Source organism: Deltaproteobacteria bacterium (assembly GCA_013151915.1).
Lineage (GTDB): Bacteria > BMS3Abin14 > BMS3Abin14 > BMS3Abin14 > BMS3Abin14 > BMS3ABIN14.
This window is the reverse complement of the sequence record JAADHJ010000037.1, coordinates 1-17476: the sequence shown is the minus strand read 5'-3', so window position 1 is coordinate 17476 and position 17476 is coordinate 1. Positions and strand designations below refer to the sequence as shown.

Here is a 17476-nt window from a genome sequence, read left to right as displayed (position 1 = left end):
AGACCCTTTTCGGCACTGTTCTTGACATTACCGCCAAGAAGGAGGCCGAAGACAGACATCTCGCCATCGAGGAGCAGCTGCGCCAGTCCCAAAAGATGGAGGCGGTGGGCCGTCTCGCCGGAGGTGTTGCTCACGACTTCAACAACATGCTTACGGTGATCACAGGCTTCACGGAGCTGGCCCTCTCCGAGATCGATCATTCTGATCCTCTTTTCAGGATTCTTTCCCAAATTGGTAAAGCGGCCAGGCGATCTTCGGATCTTACCAGACAGCTGCTGGCCTTTTCCAGACAACAGGTCATATCCCCCAATCCCATCGACCTGAACCTGAAAATCGCGGACACTATCGAGATGCTCAAGAGGCTGGTCGGGGAGAACATCAGTTTTACCCTTATTCCCGGCGACGACCTCTGGACAGTCTATCTCGACCCGGGCCAGGTGGACCAGGTTCTGACCAACCTGGCCGTCAACAGCCGGGATGCTATCCAGGATACGGGGAATATCATAGTCGAAACGAACAACGTTTCTCTGGACAAATCCTATTCCGACAGCAGGCCTGATTTCTCTCCCGGAGACTACGTGATGATTACCTTCACCGGACGGATGCGGCATGACCATGGAGGTTGCGGGGAAAATATTCGAACCCTTCTTTACCACGAAAGAACACGGGATCGGAACCGGGTTGGGGTTGTCCACCGTCTATGGGATCATCAGACAAAACGGCGGATTCATCAATGTCTACAGTGAACCGGGAGAAGGGACTACGTTCAAGATTTACTTCCCCAGGTTTGAGTCGGCGCCCCATGTCATCAAAGAATCTGCCGAACCGGAATCCATAACCGGGAGTGAAACTATCCTCGTCGTTGAGGACGAGGAGCAGATACTGAGCTTCATCCAGGAAGCGCTGGAAATACACGGATACCATGTCCTGGGAACCGAAAACCCTGAAGAGGCCATTGAACTCTGCGAAAAACAGGGGGGAGGAATCGATCTTCTCCTTTCGGACGTCGTCATGCCGGCAATGAACGGAAAGGAACTCGCGGAGAGGATAAAAACCATTATCCCGGGAATCAAGACCATCTTCATGTCAGGTTACACGGTCAATGTTGTGGCCCATCGATCGATTCTGGACGAAGGGGTTAATTTTATTCAAAAACCTTTTGATGTAAAAACCCTGGGGAGAGCCATCCGCGAGGTCCTGGATTCCTCGACCTGAAAATTGCAAATCGCCGTCATCCCCTCCCTAATTCCCACCTGAAAACGCTGTAATATTCTTCCCCATCCCTGACCACTCTTCCCTTTTTTTCATTGATGTGGGTAATATTGGAATTATCGGAGGATATTCCAATTTTTCTGGAGGTGCGCATGGCCGGCTGGATCATCTCAGGCATTATCGTTCTCGTCCTTGTTTTTGTTGTTTTCATCTACAACCGCCTCGTCAGACAGAGGAACCGGGTCCTCGAAGGGTGGAGCGGGATTGACGTTCAACTAAAAAGGCGTCATGACCTGATCCCGAACCTGGTATCAACCGTCAAGGGTTATGCGAGGCACGAGGAAGGCGTCCTTTCAAAGGTCACCGAACTTCGCAACTCCGCCGTCAAGGCTCAGGCCACCGGTGAGAAAAGCGCCATCGAGACGGCACTGACCCAACAGCTAAGACAGCTTTTTGCCCTGGCCGAGGCCTATCCCGACCTGAAGGCGAACCAGAATTTCCTCGACCTGCAGAACAAGCTTTCGGAGATCGAGGAACAGCTCCAGCTCGCCCGCCGCTACTATAACGGGACTGTCAGGGATATGAATATCCTTGTCCAGTCTTTCCCGTCCAACTTTATTGCAGATTCTTTCGGGTTCAAAGAGACCGAGTTTTTCGAGATCGAGCTCGCTACACAGCGGGAGGTTCCTGAGGTCAGCTTCTGATGAAACGTCCGGGCATTACCCGCAGCTTCCGCCGGCTTCTTGCGACCCTGTTCTTTCTTGGGTCCATTGTCCATCCCGCCCTCGCGCCGGCTGCTGAAAGCATCCTCTGGATGAACAGCTCTATCGTGGTAAAAACCGACGGGAACATCCAGGTTCATGAAACCATTCAGGTAAGGGCAGAGGGCCATCAGATAAAGAGGGGTATCTACAGGGACTTTCCCACGACCTACCTGGACCGTTTAGGCAACAAGCACCGGGTCACCTTCAAGGTTCTTCACGTGGATAGAAACGGGCATTCTGAGAACTACCATGCCGTGTCCAGGAGCAACGGGACCCGGGTCTATATCGGCAACAAGGACCGCAACCTTCCTACAGGGAACTACACCTACAACATTACCTACATTACCGATCGCCAGATCGGCTTCTTTGAGGATCACGACGAACTGTACTGGAATGTCACCGGGAACGGATGGAACTTTCCCACACACCGCGCCTCAGCGTCGGTTACCTTGCCTCCCGAGGTCCCCATCGAGTCCGTAAAATTGGATGGATTTACCGGACCTAAGGGGAGCAGGGAGCAGTCGTACACCAGTGAAATCACCCCGGACGGGCGGATCCTTTTCGAAGCGACAAGGCCGCTGGGCCCCAACGAGGGTCTGACTATCGTAGTGGGCTGGCCCAAGGGCTACGTCACCGAGCCCACCAGCTTAACACGCGTCGGCTTCATCTTTTCCGACAACCGCAACCTGCTCATCGGTCTGATCGGCCTGGTTCTTATCCTGGGATACTACCTGTTTGTATGGAACAAGGTGGGGCGTGATCCGGTGGCTGGAACCATCATCCCCCGGTTTAAACCACCCGGCCGCCTTTCTCCTGCAGCGGTGCGATATATCCGACGGATGGGTTTTGATAACAGCGCCTTTGCCGCCGCGGTGATCGACCTGGCCGTGAAAGGGTCCCTGACAATCCATGAGAAGGACAAGACCTATACGCTGAAAAAGGAAGAAGGGTTCAACGAGTCCGTCCTTTCAAAGGGGGAACGGAAGCTTTTCAGGAAGCTTTTCGGCAGCCATAAATCGCTTATCCTGAAGAACACCTCCCACTCCAGGATATCAGGCGCCATCGAGGCATTAAAGAAAGTGCTGGCGGGTGATTATCAAACATCCTACTTCAAGACAAACAGTTCCTATCTCGCTCCGGGCCTGATCCTGTCCGCCGCGGCATTCCTGGGAACCGGCTTCGCTACGGCCTCCGACAAGGGGCTTTTCGTCTTCATGACACTCTGGCTGACCATCTGGTCGGTGGGAGTCTACGGCCTGTGGGCGGCCAGGCGGTACCCCATGGCCGTCCTGTTCACTGCTTTCGAGGTGGTGGGTATCTTTTTGCTTACTACCACCACGTCCGCTGCCGTCGCGGCCCTTCTCGTAATCCTCCTGGCCTTGAACATCGTCTTTTATCATCTGCTCAGGTCCCCAACCAGGCTGGGCAGGCGCATGCTCGACAGGATCGAGGGGTTCAGGATGTACATGAAGGCCGCGGAAGAGGACCGGCTCAATGTCCTGAACCCTCCTGACCGAACGCCGGAACTTTTTGAAAAGTACCTCCCCTACGCACTCGCTCTTGACGTGGACCAGGAGTGGTCGGAACGGTTTTCCGATGTTTTGTCAAAGGCGGGGACGGATGGAAGGTCCTATTCCCCCGGCTGGTATTACGGATCCAGGCTGGACACATTTCACGCCGGCAACTTCTCGTCGGGCCTCGGGTCCTCACTGGCCTCAGCTATCTCCTCCTCGTCTACCGCCCCAGGGTCATCCTCGGGGTTTTCGGGAGGGGGATCATCCGGCGGAGGCGGGGGCGGAGGGGGAGGAGGAGGATGGTAGCCAGGGGACGTAGTTAAGTTGTTAAGTTGTTTGAACGCTCATCGCTGCACTGTCCGACTGGCGCGTCTCCACAATTGCCTGCCCTCTCTTGGAAGCAAGGCTGACAGCGGCTTGGCTAATCTCCAACAATCCGGAAACTTCAGCGCCGCTATAACCCAACTCCCTGGTGGCAAGGAAACAGATGACAGCCCTGGCATCACTGAGTCGCCTGTCTCTTCTGGAGCTCATCAAATCATCTTTTCTGATTCGGAACTGTCGGCAAACACGAATAAGCAATTCATCCATGGATGCTGATTCTGAATCCGTGTTGTCTGGCAAAGTCGAGTTTTTTCCTTTGATGGTTTGTGCAAAAGCCTCGCTCCCAAGGATGCGTCCTTCCCTCAATTCCCACTCCGGAGGATAATCGTAGGTCTCCGTTTCAGCATTATTTATTCCTTCCGCGCCCGAACGAAGCCTTTTGATTTCATGGACAAGGAATTCCCTGTACCGCCTGCGTGCCAAAAACACACTCCGCCCGAAATACTCAAGCACTTCTTCTGCTCTCTGAACAGGGAAGGTTCGAGTCCCTGCAAGCACTGAGTGTCCCGTCCATGGATATCGATCCAACATTTCGATATCTTCAACCAGGCCCAACTTGACTGGGTTCAGGTGGATGTACCGGACAAGCTGGAGTAGATAGGATTCTTCCTGACAAATAATCGATTTATATCGATTCTGGAACAGGTGACCGACACGGTCATGCCTTAAGTTGAAGGTCACGGCATAACTCGTCAACAGCCTTTGCATGAAGGTTGCCAGTTTGGATGCCGTGGGTCTTATGAGAAGATGGATATGGTTGGGCATGAGGGACCACGCGAGACAATCGATTCCGCATTCGGTCCCAACAATAGAAAACCTCTTGAGAAAGATGTTTCGGTCTTTATTGTCCAGGAAGATATCTCTTTTTTCGATACCCCTTGCCATAACATGATAAAGCATTCCGCTGATATCTAATCGAGGTGTTCTCGGCATACTGCAAGCGGTTCAAGATCCGGGCCAAAAATATCCCGCTGGGTGCATTCAGACATTTCTGACAGACAACTTAACAACTTAACTACGTCCCCCAAACCCAAAGGAGGCCGGTTTTGAGGGTCAGGGTCCTTTCAACGGCCCGGTTGAGGAACCGGAGGTCGTGGGAGACGATAATACTTGTGGGCACGTGCCGGTCCAGAACCTTCAGCAGGTGTTCCGTAGCGTCCTCGGTAAGTCCTGTGGCAGGCTCATCCAGGATCAGGATCTCGGGCTCCATGGCAAGAGCCGTCGCCAAGGCGACGAGCCGTTTTTCACCCCCGGAAAGCTGATAGGTAACCCTTTCTTCCAGGTGCTCAATATCCAGCATGGAAAGGACCCTGTGGGTGATATCGTGGGCCTCTGGTGCGGATTTACCAAGGTTCCGGGGTCCGAACGCCACGTCCTCGGCAACGGTGGGACAAAAGAGCTGGTCGTCAGCATCCTGAAAAACGAACCCCATACGCCGGCGTGCCTCCCGGAAATCCTCCTCCCGCGTCCGTTCCTTTCCAAAAAGCTCCACAGATCCCGATGTCGGGCTGAGAAGCCCCATCAGGATGTGGAGCACGGTCGTCTTCCCCGATCCATTTGCCCCGATGATACCGATCCGGTCCCCCTTGCCGCATGACATTTCCAACCCTTTTAATACCTCGGCACCGTTGGGGTAGGTAAAGCCGATATTCGACAGGCGGATCACGACAGTCCCCCGGGGAGCTGAAGACCGATCTCAACACCAATAAAGAGCGCCATCAGGCTGAGCGCCGCCCAATCCGACCGTCGCATCCGGAAGTGATGCAGGGTCCAGAACGTCCCCGAAAATCCTCTCAGGATCATGGCATGGTAGATCCGCTCAGAACGATCAAAACTCCGGACAAACAGCATCCCCATAAGATACGCCACCGATCGGTAGGTGTGGAGGTTAGTGCCGGAATGAAAACAGCGGACGCGCATACTGGCCCGCAGGCGAAGGTATTCCCTGTGGATAACCGAGAGATATCGGTAGGTAAAGAAAAAGAGCTGCACCAGCTTCTGGGGCATCCTCAGGTGAACCAACCCGTGGACCAGGTCGAAAACAGTGCTTGTTCCAAGGAGGGCGATGGTCGCCGCGGCGATGGCGTTGGCCTTCAGGGTGATTGAGAACGCGAGGATAATGCCGGCCCGATGGACCGTAAGCCATCCCCATTGCGCCAGAACCTGACCCGGGGTTGTAAACGGAAGAAACAACCACAGGAACAGGACAAATCCGTTGACCACCGACAGCCGGATGGCCACCTGCCGGATTTCCAGCCTGGCAGCGGCCAAAGCCGCAATGGAGAGGGTGAAGGCGAACAGGAGAGCCGGTATTCCACTTGAAACGGCTGTCACCACCGCGAAGGCCGTAACCCCGATTATCTTCACTCTGGGGTCCATCCGGTGCCAGACGCTGCACCCATTGGCGAATTCCTCAAGGTGCATTCAGATACCCTTTTTCCTGCTCATTCCCCAGAGGAACGCCCCTGCTATGCCGATGATATATCCAAGCCCTCCGAGGATCTGGGAGAGGCTCGGTTTCTCCATGGCCCGCTGGATATTGATGATCGATTCCTGAATCGGACCGAGCCTCCTGGCGAGAGCACGGTCAATGGCTTTGTCCAGTGACGGCCCCTGCGGCGCGCTTGCCGCGCCGGGGACGCCGCTATCGTTGGTAACCGGAGCGTTTTTGCCCTGTTCAGGTATGGGTTCGGCAACGCCGCTCACGGTATCAGCGGCCGGAAGGAGTATCTCGTTCCGGTGGCCCATGCTCGCCTCCAGGACAATCCTGAGATCCCCTGGATGCTCAACGGAAAAGACAAAGACACCATCGTCATCGGTGCGCCCCTCGGCCACGACTTTCCCATTTTTATCGTAGGCTGTAACGCGGGAATCCCGACTTGGAGTGCCGTCCACAAAGTAGCTTTCCGTGTGGATCTTTCCACCCTCCTCGTAGGCGTAGATGTTCACCTTGTGGGCCAATGCCTGACCAACGGTCAGGAAAAAAAGGGCCGTACAAAGTGCGGCTGCCGCCATCCAGCGGTTCATCGTCGGTCTTCCTCCCTGGATTCAGCCTTGATCCCGAGAATCTCCGGCCTGACCCTCCTGAGGAAAGTTACGCAGAATCCCGTGATTATCCCCTCGATTATCATGACAGGGATATGGGCCGCGACAGCCACCATGGCCGCCTGATAGAAGTTTTTCCCGGTAAGGGCGAGTGAAAGCCCGACGAGGCAGGCCCCCACCGCCACCGAGACGAATCCGGCTCCAAACCCCCCGGCCCAGGCCGTGAGCTTTGACCCTCTACGCACGAGCCTTCCGAAAACATAGTACGAGAGCACCGCCGGAAAAGCCATGACAACGGTGTTTACCCCCAATACCGTGAGGCCTCCGAACTGAAAGAGGAGGGCCTGGAGGGTCAGGGCAACGAAAATGGAGGGGAACGCGGCCCATCCGAGGATCAGGCCGTTAATACCGTTTAACACCAGGTGGACGCTGACCGGCCCAGCCGGGACGTGAATGAGGGACCCCACGAAAAAGGCCGATGAGAGGACCGCCACCTGCGGTATCTTCTCCGCCTTGAGTTGACGCATGCCTATTGCCAGGCCGGCGCTGGCCAGCACCGCACCGCCCGCAAGAAGCTGGGGGGATAACACTCCTTCGCTTATGTGCATCGCTCAATCATTTCATGTCCCTCGTCCGGACCCAGATAACCGCCCCTATCTCCACGGGGACCTTCTTCCCGTCCCTCTCCATCATTTTATCGTCCTCCGAGAGAGCGGCAAACCCCCACCACCCGGCCCGTGGAATGCCGTAGGTGAAGACCCCGTTGGAATCCGCCTTGAGCACCTGGGTGAGGTACGGATCCGCCGGGGGTTTTATATTATCCGTGTTCAGGTATTCAACCTCCACCTCGGCGTACGAAACCGGCTTGCCGTTCACCTTTACGATTCCCTGAAAGACGTTCCCGGTCCACAGGCCATAAGGGCGGGTCAGGGGAACGATCTCCGTCTTCATGCCCACCTCGGCGTCCCATCCCTTTTCCAGCCCGAACGCGTCTACGACGACCTTGGTATAGTGAACGATATACCGGCCTTCGGCCGGCTCCCAGTACGGCACCGGGTCGAGATAGAAAACATAGTCACCGGGACGCCTGATCTCATAATCGGCCGACCATGTGGAAAATCCCCTTATCTTCTTTTCGCGAAGGGCCCCCGTCAGGTCGGTCTTCCTGCCGCGGAAAAGCACCCCGAAACGAACGGGCTTTTCCATCTGCATATAGCCGTTCTCCATGGGGTGAATGAACATGGCGTGGATGTTGACCCTGTTCCCCTCACCCTGCGAGATGATATCGTCGCTGGGGATCAACGCACCGAAATGGGCATGGGCAACCTGGGCCTGAGCCGCCAACGCCGCCGCTACAAAAATGACCAACAGCCATCTTTTCATGTATCCCCCCCTCCCACAGAAAATACGTAACATGTAATTAGAAAAGCGTGCCACAACACAAATAACCTCTTACGATTTTTTATTACGGGCTGTCAAGATAATTGTTTCCCACGGAGCTTGACAAATGAGTTGTTGAGGAATATTTTTTCCCCGGAACATTTCGCGGGGCCTTCACTACAATGATGCATTCTTAATCCGGTTGGCGGAGCCTTTACCGTTCCGTTTCCGGAGGGGATTGTTCAGGACAGGAGGTGGTGTTAATTATGGCATCGCGGATTGAGGTCCATAATCTGCGCAAATCGTTCGGGACGATATCAGCTGTAAACGATATCAGCTGTGAGGTGGAGGCGGGAGATGTCCTTGGCTTCCTTGGCCCAAACGGCGCCGGCAAGACGACCGCAATGAGGATGATCACCGGATATCTGATGCCGGACGAGGGATCAGTCAGCATATGCGGCATTGACGTCCTCAAGCATCCCGTAGCCGCCAAAGGAAAGTTCGGTTATCTCCCCGAGGGGGCGCCCCTCTATCCCGAAATGACCCCATACTCATTTCTCGGCTTTGTCGCCCGGATTCGCGGCATCGAGGGAAGTGCGAAGGAAAAACGGCTCGGGGAACTCGCCGAGCTCGTTCACCTCAAGGATGTCTGGAAGCAGCCCATTGAAACACTGTCAAAAGGGTTCAAAAGGCGGCTGGGGCTTGCCCAGGCGATACTCCACGACCCCCCTGCCCTTATCCTGGACGAACCCACCGATGGTCTGGACCCCAACCAGAAACGGGAGGTGAGAGACCTCGTCAGAACCATGGCGGAGGACAAGGCCATCATTATCTCCACCCACATTCTGGAGGAGGTTCGGGACGTGTGCAGCCGGGCCATCATTATCGCGCGGGGTAAAATCGTGGCTGATGGTACGCCATTGGAACTTGAGACCATGTCGTCCTATCATAACGCCGTTTCCATACTTGTGTCCGCAGACCAGGAGGAATCCCTCACCGATGCGCTTCATAACGTTCCAGGAGTGGAGAGGGTTTCCTCGGCCGCCGGGAACGGGGACATGGTCATTTGCACCGCCTTTCCCCGGGAAGGAGGACCAATTCTGACCGAAATCGCCAATCTCCTGAACGCCGGGCCATGGCATATCCAGGAACTGCGGCAGGAATCCGGACGGCTGGACGAGGTTTTTCACACTCTGACCGTTCCAGCCCGGGAAACCACAGAGGGGGGGCGAATATGAAGCGGATGGCATCCATCTACCGGCGCGAAATGGCCTCATACTTTTCTACGCCTCTGGCGTATGTGTTCGTCATCATATTCCTGGTTCTCACGGGAACCTTCACCTTCTACCTGGGCGGGTTTTTCCCCAGAGGGCAGGCCGACCTTCAACCGTTCTTCACCTGGCACCCGTGGCTCTACCTTTTCCTGGCCCCCGCCCTCGGGATGCGGTTGTGGGCCGAGGAACGCAAAACAGGAACCATCGAGTTGATCATGACCCTGCCTGTTTCCATGATGGAGGCGGTCCTGGGCAAATTCCTGGCCGCATGGTCCATGATCGCCATTTCCCTGGGCCTGACCTTTCCCATCTGGATAACCGTAAACATCCTCGGCAGGCCCGATAACGGGGTGATCGCGGCGGGATATGTCGGAAGTCTCCTGATGGCCGGGGCTTATCTCTCCATCAGCGCGTTCTTTTCCGCATTGACCCGCAATCAGGTCATCGCATTCGTAATCTCCGTCGTGGGCTGTTTTGCCTTCCTCCTCTCCGGGTTTCCCATCGTCCAGGACTTCTTCCGTCCCTGGCTTCCCTCGGCGGTGGTGGAGATGCTCGGATCCCTCGGTTTCCTCCAGCACTTCGACACCATCACCAAGGGGATACTCGATTTAAGAGACATCATCTACTTCCTCACCTTTATAGCCCTATGGCTCCTGGCCGGCGCCTGGGCTGTGGATCGCTGCAAGAATTGAAAGGGGAGGCCGACAAATGAAAAATAGAAGATACCTTACAGTAGGCGGTCTTGTCGCCGCGGTGGCGATCTTTCTTTTGATCAACACGGCGGGCCGACCTCTTTTTCGATTCGCCCGACTCGACCTGACTCAAAACAAGGTTCACACCCTGTCAAAGGGAACCGTCCACATCCTTGAAACATTGCAGGATCCTGTAAAAATACAACTATACTGGTCAGCCGGTGTCGCAAAGGACATGACCAGTCTGAAACTCTTTTCACAGCGGGTTTTGGACCTCCTGGAGGAATACTCCTCGGTTGCGGGGGGAAAACTGACTCTCGAGGTAATTGATCCCGAACCTTTCTCCGAGGCGGAGGACGACGCGGTCCGCTATGGGCTGCAGGGGGTCCCCACGGGAAGCAGCGGCGAGACTCTCTACTTCGGCATCGTGGGATTCGGGAAAAATGGAAAACACCAGGTTATTCCCTTTCTTCAACCCGCCAGGGAAAGCTTTCTGGAGTTCGACCTGAGCCGGATGGTTTACTCCCTCGACCACCCGGAAAAAACAAAGGTTGGGCTCCTGAGCGCCCTTCCGCTTACCGGGGGATCGTCGCCCCGCAACCCATTCAGTATGGAACCGCCGTGGATCATCGTGGATCAACTGCAGCGTCAGTACGATCTGAAGGTTCTGCCCAAAGACGAGGAAGAGATCCCGGACGACATTGGGGTGCTGATGGTTGTCTACCCCCAGGGCCTCGGTAAACGGTCCCTTTACGCAATTGATCAGTTTGTCCTGCGCGGGGGACATGCCCTCGTCTTCGTGGACCCCATGAGCGAACTCATGGCGGCCCAGGGTCCCGCGGAGGGATCCACATCCGGGTATGCGCCCAACAGGCTGCTCGGCGCCTGGGGGGTAAAGCTGACACCGGGCAAGGTGGTTGGAGACATGGCCGCGGCCCAGAGGGTAAGTTATCAAGGGCGTTTTCGAACCCAGGTCATCGATTACCTGCCCTGGCTTGCCGTCCGGGGCAACATGCTCAACCGGAACGAGGTGGTCACAGGACAGATCGATCAGCTCAATCTGGCCAGTGCAGGGTCTCTGACGCCTACCAAGGATGCCGGGACGAAATTCGTTCCCCTGGTGCAATCCACATCACAGGCGATGCTGCTGGACCGCAAGCAGCTTTCCTTCCCCCCGGACCCAAAACGTCTTATCGCCGATTTTAAACCGGCCGGAAAACCCTTTACCCTGGCCGCCCGTATCAGCGGGCCCGCGACGACGGCCTTCCCGGACGGACCGCCCCCACCGGAAAAAAAGGACAAAGCCCGCAAAGAGGGACAGAAAAAAGCAAAGGAGAAAAAACAGCTTCTCCAATCGAAAGGCCCGATTAACGTTATCGTGATCGCGGATACGGATCTTCTACAGGACAGGTTCTGGGTAACCATCCAGGACTTCTTTGGAAGACGCATCGCCATCCCCAACGCGGGGAACGCCGATTTTGCCATCAACGCCCTTGACCAGCTAAGCGGCAGTTCCGACCTCATCAGCATCCGGAGCCGCGGGACATCTTCCCGCCCGTTCACTCTGGTTGAGAAGATACGACGGGAGGCCGAGCGCAAGTACCGGGCCAAGGAACAGGAACTGACCGCAAAACTTGACAAGACGGAGAGAAAGCTCAACGAGCTTCAGGGCAAGCGCAAGGATGCGGAATCCGCCAAACTGACACCGGAACAGCAAAAGGAAATTGACAAGTTCCGGCAGGAAAAGGTCGATATTCGAAAGGACCTGAGGGTGGTTCAGTACCAGCTCAGGAGGAATATTGAAAGGCTTGAAACGATGCTCAAATTCATCAACATCGCCCTGGTTCCCATCCTTGTCGCGCTTGGTTCCATCATCGTGTGGTTCATACGCCGAAAACGGAATATGGGGTTCCCGGCCTGACGGATCGGCAGGGGTCCGGCTAATGTCAACCAGTTCTTGACAAGCGTCCGAAATACCGGTGAAGTACAGCGGTAGAGGAGGACTATGCACATGAAGAAGAAAACGCTTCTGCTGGTGGACGATGCCGAACTCTTCCTGGTTATGGAAAAATCCTTTCTTTCCAGAAAGGAACTCGACCTGCATTCGGCCATGTCCGGAACGAAGGCCCTTGAAATCGCCCATGCGGTAAAGCCGGACCTGATTCTCCTGGATCTTCACATGCCCGGCATGGACGGCGACGTGGTCTGCGCAAAGCTGAAGGGCGACCCAAGTACGAAACACATCCCAATTATTATCGTCACATCCGAGCGGAACCCTGAAACCCTGAAAAGGTGTATCAATGCCGGGTGTGACAGGATCATCTACAAACCATTTACCAGGGAATCCCTCATCGGTGCGGTCCGGGAGATTCTGGTGATGGCCCAGAGACGCTACCAACGGGCGACTGTCAACCTGGCGTGCACTGTGGGAGTTGGGGGTCTTAAACTGAACACTACCATGCACGTCCTGTCAAAAGGTGGGGCCTTCATCGAGATGGGTATCCCCCCGGACTCCGGTTCGGAGATAGATGTATCCTTCTCTCTTCCCGATTCCAATTACACTATCTCCACCGTGGCCATGGTCCGATGGGCAGCCAACGTCAGAAGGGGCGGTTCATTGGGAATAGGCGTCGAGTTCCTGATCATCGGCGAAGCCGAGCGTGAACTTATCCAGGCATACATCGACGAGGAGCTGAAAAAGCAGCGGATGAAGGCCGCCGGCATTGTGGATGAGGAGTGAGTGAAGGGGGTCAGGACCTGTCAGTGAATGAAATAGGCTATGGCCATGAGAAAATCTATCCCCAGGACCAGCCCCACGTTGGCCCCCTGTGCCGCGATCATTTTCTCGAAATCGTCATGGTGCTTCAGGGTGATGACGGCGGCCTTGAAGGCGAGGGGTAGGGTCAGGAGGGTAATGAGCATTGCAATCGGAAAGACGCCCGATGCGACACCCCAGACGATGAACCCGTAGCAGACGCCCAGAGAAATCGTGTAGACCCGCGCCGAGGCCGACCTGCCCAGGACGATAAGAAGGTGACGCCGCCCTCCGGAACTGTCCGCTTGCAGGTCCGGGAATTCGTTCAGGAAGAGCAGCAGTGATGTAAGGATGCCTGGAGGCACGGAGGCGAGCAGCACCGTAGTGTTCAGCTCCCCGGTCATGGCGATGAAAGTGCCGACGACCACCATGCTCCCAAGACACATGCCCGCGAACAGTTCCCCCAGGGCAAATTTGGCCAGGCGGCTTGTGTAGAACACAGTCGTCAGCCCCCCCACCAGGATAAATCCCAGCAGGATCCAATTTGACCGCCATGCCAGGTACAGCCCGATCGCGCCGGCCAAAGCCAGGGTACACCACGCGGCGATCCTGACGCCCCATTCCGAGGTAAGACCCGCCTGCAGGTTCCCGCTCCCTCCCGAGAACGGAGTTCTCCTGGTAAGGGAATCGATGCCGGTCCGGAAATCGGAAAGTTCGTTGAAAAGATTGACGGAAACGTGAGCCAGGACCGTACCTGCCAGGCATAGGAAAAAGAGCAAAAAGCTGAACCGTCCGTATTCGTGGGCCAGGGCGCCCCCGATCAGGACGAGGACAACGGCCAGAAGAAGGAACGGCGCTCGTATCTGGGCGGCCCAGACTGCGGTTTTCGGCTTCATCCTCTTCCCTCATTTCAAAAGCGCGGGCAAAACGTGACCACCTGGTCACTCTGCTTTGTATACCTTCGACCCGAGTCGGTCAAGAACTGAAGATCAGGGGAGAAAATGGGCGGAGGATGGAGGGGGGTCTGCTCTTCTCCTCAATCGAGTTATTGAGACCACTATACCGAGCAACAAGATAATAGCGAGTATCTGTACCGGTAGACTCAGTTTCACCAGGAACCATGCAAGTGCGATCAATGGCAATAGCAGGACCCTGACGATGGGCTTAGCCCAATTGGAATCTTTCAGCCATTCGGCTACAGATGGCGAATAGCGGTAGTAGGCATCCACAAACAGTCGGCCGGGGCCGTTGGTGAGCAGGAACTGGTCCCGGAACCGGCGGAGGAGTTTAACCACCGGTGCCTCGTATGACCCATAGACCGCTGTGGCGATAAAACAGCCATCGCTTCCCCCGGTTGCTTCGTTTTCCTCAGCTGTATAGATGATAGTGTCGGATGCTCCTGAACTTATATTCTCAGCGGTATCTTTAAACCAAGCGTAAACCGTTTTGGTTCCACTGCCGCTACTTAATACAAAGGGTACATTTGCTGAGTAATCGGTAGTAGAAGTTATGGAAGTAAAGCTGCCGGGCGCCGGTGCTGAGGATGTCTCTGAGATGTAATAACCTGTAACACCTATACCATCAGCCGCTGACAGGGCAAGGGTAACGCCGGTTGATGTCGTATTGGAACTACCACCGTCAATGAGGATATATGGATTTGTGGGGGCTGTGATATCTCCGGCTCTTAAAGAATTGTAGGCATTTATCCTTTTACCCGTGGTGGTTTTCCCGCTAAGAGCCGGCAGGGAATCCCCGTTCTCCAATATCAATGCTTTCAATTGGGAGACTGTAAGGGATGGGTTTTGTGCCAGCAAAAGAGCTGCCAGACCAACCACATGTGGAGCTGCCATGGATGTACCTTGCTTAAATGTGTACTCTGTACCGCTGAACGTTGTGGATGAACATGTAACTGAAATATCATCAAAATTCACACCACCATATTGAACAGTTGCATCAGAGGTTAAACCAAACATGAGAGAAACCGATGCATTCCCCTCGTAATATTTCAAATCGTAGGTTCTTTTTACCCAGGTTGGCCGGCTTCCAGATAGTGGGGTTCCAGCCAAATCTGAATATGTTCCACCTGTAGAAATCATTAGATGAATATAATCGTAAGAATTTTCTATTATATAGGAAGTTTGCAATGATAATGTGCAACCTGATTTACCAGATAAATTAAATGTGGGGCTGGCAACCCAGGAATCAGTGTTTGCCAGGTAATCGAGAACCCCTGAGCCATCGTCCAAACTTTTTGAACCTGAATAATAATAATCTGAAGTAATACCCCATGTATATCCGGATACTGTATTGGTAATCCAACCAGGCACTGATCCTTCAAAATCCTCCCAAAAAATAGTTTGGCGTGCCGGTTTAAGGCTGTATATATTTGTCCCTGGTGCACCAACATCCACTGAAGTAGCCCCATAATTTGAAAATGAAGCTAAGGAATCATCCTGGTCAGTAGCAGAGACACTGATTATATTGTCGTAAGTATAATCTGAGGGGTAAAAATGAGCTCCTCCGGCATCATTGTTATTTGCGGAATTCCCAGCCGCAAATACCATTAAAACTTCAGCGTTATTCGCAGCGGAAATTGAATCCATCATAGCTTGGTCGGACGGCCCACCACCAGCACTGAAATTAATAATTTTTGCTCCATTGGCAACTGCATAGTCAAAGCCAAGAACAATGTTCGCGGTGGTGGCCAAGCCGGCGAAGTCAAACACACGAACCGGCATAATCTTTGTGGTCCATGCAACACCTGTAATCCCGATACCATTATTTCCTACCGCCCCTATTGTTCCGGACACATGTGTCCCGTGGCTATTTACATCCATCGGATCATTATCGTTATCAACGAAATCCCAACCCCTAACATCGTCTACATAACCATTTAAATCCGAGTCTATGCCGTTTATTACTTCTCCTGAATTACTCCAGATATTTCCGCTGATATCAGGATGATTGTAATCGACACCAGAATCAACGACAGCGACAATTACCGATGGTGAACCTGTAGTGATGTCCCATGCTTCAGGTGCATCAATATCCGCATCTGATGTACCGAAGATGCCACTAACCGTTTGTCCTGTATTATCAAGTCCCCATAAACTGGGGTAGTCAGGATCGTTGGGGGTTGTTGATTGGAGATGATAAATGTAATTGGGCTGCACATATTCAACTTCCGGCCGGCTTTGATATTCTTTAATTGCATCTTGCACTGATAACCCTGGCCGAACTTTCAGTTGTTGCACTCCTATGGGACCAAGATTCCTAAGTATATTAGAACCCAAGCTTGTATTGAGGGATGCTCTATTTGTTGAAGATGCTGCAACTTTAAATTTTACCAGTATCTCCCCCTGAACATAATCTTGACTAAAAGCAAGTGTTGGAAGCGTCAAAATGAAAAGCGATGTGATGATTGCCAAGCATAACTTCATAAGAGCATTCAGCATTACTCGGCCCCCAACGTATAAATGCGATTTGGCTCTGCATATAAAACATCCGTCAGCTTACTCAATTCATTAATTGCGTCTTTTTCTGATAATTCTTCAGGTAATAGGATGAGAACGGTTTTCCTTTCTTTAGATACTGTCTTGAGGGTTCTTGCTCCAATTGAAGAAATGATCTTTTCCATCTCTTGATTGGTTACTGTATCTTTGAATCTGACGATCAACTCGCCCTTAACAATCTTTTCCTCTTTGTCTGGTGATAGAGCCGGTTTTTTTTGAACTTCTCTATTTCCCTGCCTGGTATTGGTTGTCCCATCTGAAGTAACAAAGGTTCCGCAACCTTGAATAATAAATAACAGGATAATAAGGACTCGTAATATGAAATTCAGACTCTTCAATTGGCCACCTCGGAACGCATCGGGATCAGGACGTGAATTGTTGTTTATCCGATCCTTCTTGTCAGAAATGCCAAGATTCACGTTCTGCCCACTTTGATTTTCGCGTGCAAAGGAAGGTCATGGTCGGCAAATGGTATGTAAGAATTGTAATTCCCAAAGGATGCTCTCTCCCCATTAGATTAGCATGGGTATGGTACACCTTTGGATGGGGGCGGAGCAATGGTCTGATTTTTAAGGGAAAATTGAGCGCAGGGGGTCAGGCACTATTGGCGCCGGTCTTCATTCAAATTCAACTTCCTCAGGATAAAGGCGGGGGAAATAGTACCCGACAGCCTCGACTGGAAACGCCGGCTTGAGCGGTCCTTTGTCGGAATCGGATCGCAACAGTTTCTTGTCGAGGAGCTGTTTCACAATGCGCCGACCCGTACGCTCAGCTTTGCCTGTGAGCAGGGCCGCTTCCCCACGGGAAATCCGGCCCCGAAGAAACACCTGCTGTAAAACCTTCCCGGATCCTCTGGGCAATTCATCCATCAGGGCCTGCTGCTGTGCGTAAGCTCCTATCCTTTTCTGCATCCCATCGAGGTCCAGCAGGTTCCGCATAAAATC

Annotated in this window: 18 protein-coding genes; 8 read left to right on the top strand and 10 right to left on the bottom strand. The window is 53.7% G+C overall.

Translation table 11 applies throughout. The features are described 5' to 3' along the window. The 4 genes from GXP52_07605 to GXP52_07590 form a co-directional block, all read left to right on the top strand. A partial coding sequence (locus GXP52_07605) for a hypothetical protein (GenBank protein NOY87147.1) occupies positions 1 to 746 on the top strand: 746 nt, incomplete at its 5' end. Continuing rightward, entirely contained in the window at positions 610 to 1215 is a 606-nt protein-coding gene (locus tag GXP52_07600) for a response regulator (protein ID NOY87146.1), read from the top strand. The genes GXP52_07605 and GXP52_07600, both read left to right, overlap by 137 nt. 149 nt (positions 1216 to 1364) lie before the next feature. After that, positions 1365 to 1916 carry a LemA family protein gene (locus GXP52_07595; protein NOY87145.1) on the top strand — a complete coding sequence of 184 codons (552 nt, stop codon included), beginning with the start codon at positions 1365 to 1367 and terminating at the stop codon, positions 1914 to 1916. Then, positions 1916 to 3796 (top strand): DUF2207 domain-containing protein, encoded by a 1881-nt coding sequence (locus GXP52_07590; GenBank protein NOY87144.1) that lies wholly within the window; start codon positions 1916 to 1918, stop codon positions 3794 to 3796. Before GXP52_07595 ends, GXP52_07590 begins: the two co-directional genes overlap by 1 nt. Positions 3797 to 3817: 21 nt before the next feature. Here the strand turns inward: GXP52_07590 and GXP52_07585 are convergent, their stop codons facing one another. The 6 genes from GXP52_07585 to GXP52_07560 form a co-directional block, all read right to left on the bottom strand. Next, positions 3818 to 4774: a transposase gene (locus GXP52_07585; protein ID NOY87143.1), complete on the bottom strand. Its 957-nt coding sequence runs from the start codon at positions 4772 to 4774 to the stop codon at positions 3818 to 3820. A gap of 115 nt (positions 4775 to 4889) precedes the next feature. Then, positions 4890 to 5474: an ABC transporter ATP-binding protein gene (locus GXP52_07580; protein ID NOY87142.1), complete on the bottom strand. Its 585-nt coding sequence runs from the start codon at positions 5472 to 5474 to the stop codon at positions 4890 to 4892. Positions 5475 to 5536: 62 nt separating this feature from the next. After that, the gene (gene cbiQ, locus GXP52_07575) at positions 5537 to 6298 is read right to left on the bottom strand and encodes a cobalt ECF transporter T component CbiQ (GenBank protein ID NOY87141.1); all 762 of its coding nucleotides are present in this window, start codon (positions 6296 to 6298) and stop codon (positions 5537 to 5539) included. Next, positions 6299 to 6901, bottom strand: coding sequence for a hypothetical protein (locus tag GXP52_07570; protein NOY87140.1), 603 nt, complete (start codon positions 6899 to 6901; stop codon positions 6299 to 6301). Further along, on the bottom strand, positions 6898 to 7527 hold the full coding sequence (gene cbiM / locus GXP52_07565) for a cobalt transporter CbiM (protein ID NOY87139.1): 630 nt from the start codon (positions 7525 to 7527) through the stop codon (positions 6898 to 6900). Before cbiM ends, GXP52_07570 begins: the two co-directional genes overlap by 4 nt. Positions 7528 to 7534: 7 nt before the next feature. Continuing rightward, the gene (locus tag GXP52_07560) at positions 7535 to 8302 is read right to left on the bottom strand and encodes a DUF4198 domain-containing protein (protein ID NOY87138.1); all 768 of its coding nucleotides are present in this window, start codon (positions 8300 to 8302) and stop codon (positions 7535 to 7537) included. A 263-nt stretch (positions 8303 to 8565) separates the two neighbouring features. Here GXP52_07560 and GXP52_07555 point away from each other — a divergent pair, with 263 nt between their 5' ends. The 4 genes from GXP52_07555 (at position 8566) to GXP52_07540 (ending at position 13005) form a co-directional block, all read left to right on the top strand. Further along, positions 8566 to 9537: an ABC transporter ATP-binding protein gene (locus GXP52_07555; protein NOY87137.1), complete on the top strand. Its 972-nt coding sequence runs from the start codon at positions 8566 to 8568 to the stop codon at positions 9535 to 9537. Further along, positions 9534 to 10265 carry an ABC transporter permease subunit gene (locus GXP52_07550; protein NOY87136.1) on the top strand — a complete coding sequence of 244 codons (732 nt, stop codon included), beginning with the start codon at positions 9534 to 9536 and terminating at the stop codon, positions 10263 to 10265. The genes GXP52_07555 and GXP52_07550 overlap by 4 nt, the downstream gene beginning before the upstream one ends. Before the next feature lie 16 nt (positions 10266 to 10281). Beyond that, positions 10282 to 12186 (top strand): ABC transporter, encoded by a 1905-nt coding sequence (locus GXP52_07545; GenBank protein ID NOY87135.1) that lies wholly within the window; start codon positions 10282 to 10284, stop codon positions 12184 to 12186. A gap of 90 nt (positions 12187 to 12276) precedes the next feature. Continuing rightward, positions 12277 to 13005: a response regulator gene (locus GXP52_07540; protein ID NOY87134.1), complete on the top strand. Its 729-nt coding sequence runs from the start codon at positions 12277 to 12279 to the stop codon at positions 13003 to 13005. A gap of 20 nt (positions 13006 to 13025) precedes the next feature. Here the strand turns inward: GXP52_07540 and GXP52_07535 are convergent, their stop codons facing one another. The 4 genes from GXP52_07535 to GXP52_07520 form a co-directional block, all read right to left on the bottom strand. Beyond that, entirely contained in the window at positions 13026 to 13916 is an 891-nt protein-coding gene (locus tag GXP52_07535) for a prenyltransferase (GenBank protein ID NOY87133.1), read from the bottom strand. Positions 13917 to 14009: 93 nt separating this feature from the next. Beyond that, entirely contained in the window at positions 14010 to 16475 is a 2466-nt protein-coding gene (locus GXP52_07530) for a S8 family serine peptidase (GenBank protein ID NOY87132.1), read from the bottom strand. Further along, a complete protein-coding gene (locus tag GXP52_07525; protein ID NOY87131.1) occupies positions 16475 to 16951 on the bottom strand; it encodes a hypothetical protein in 477 nt (158 codons plus the stop codon). The genes GXP52_07530 and GXP52_07525 overlap by 1 nt, the downstream gene beginning before the upstream one ends. Positions 16952 to 17149: 198 nt before the next feature. Continuing rightward, positions 17150 to 17476 (bottom strand): Fic family protein (locus GXP52_07520; protein ID NOY87130.1); only part of this gene is annotated, 327 nt, incomplete at its 5' end.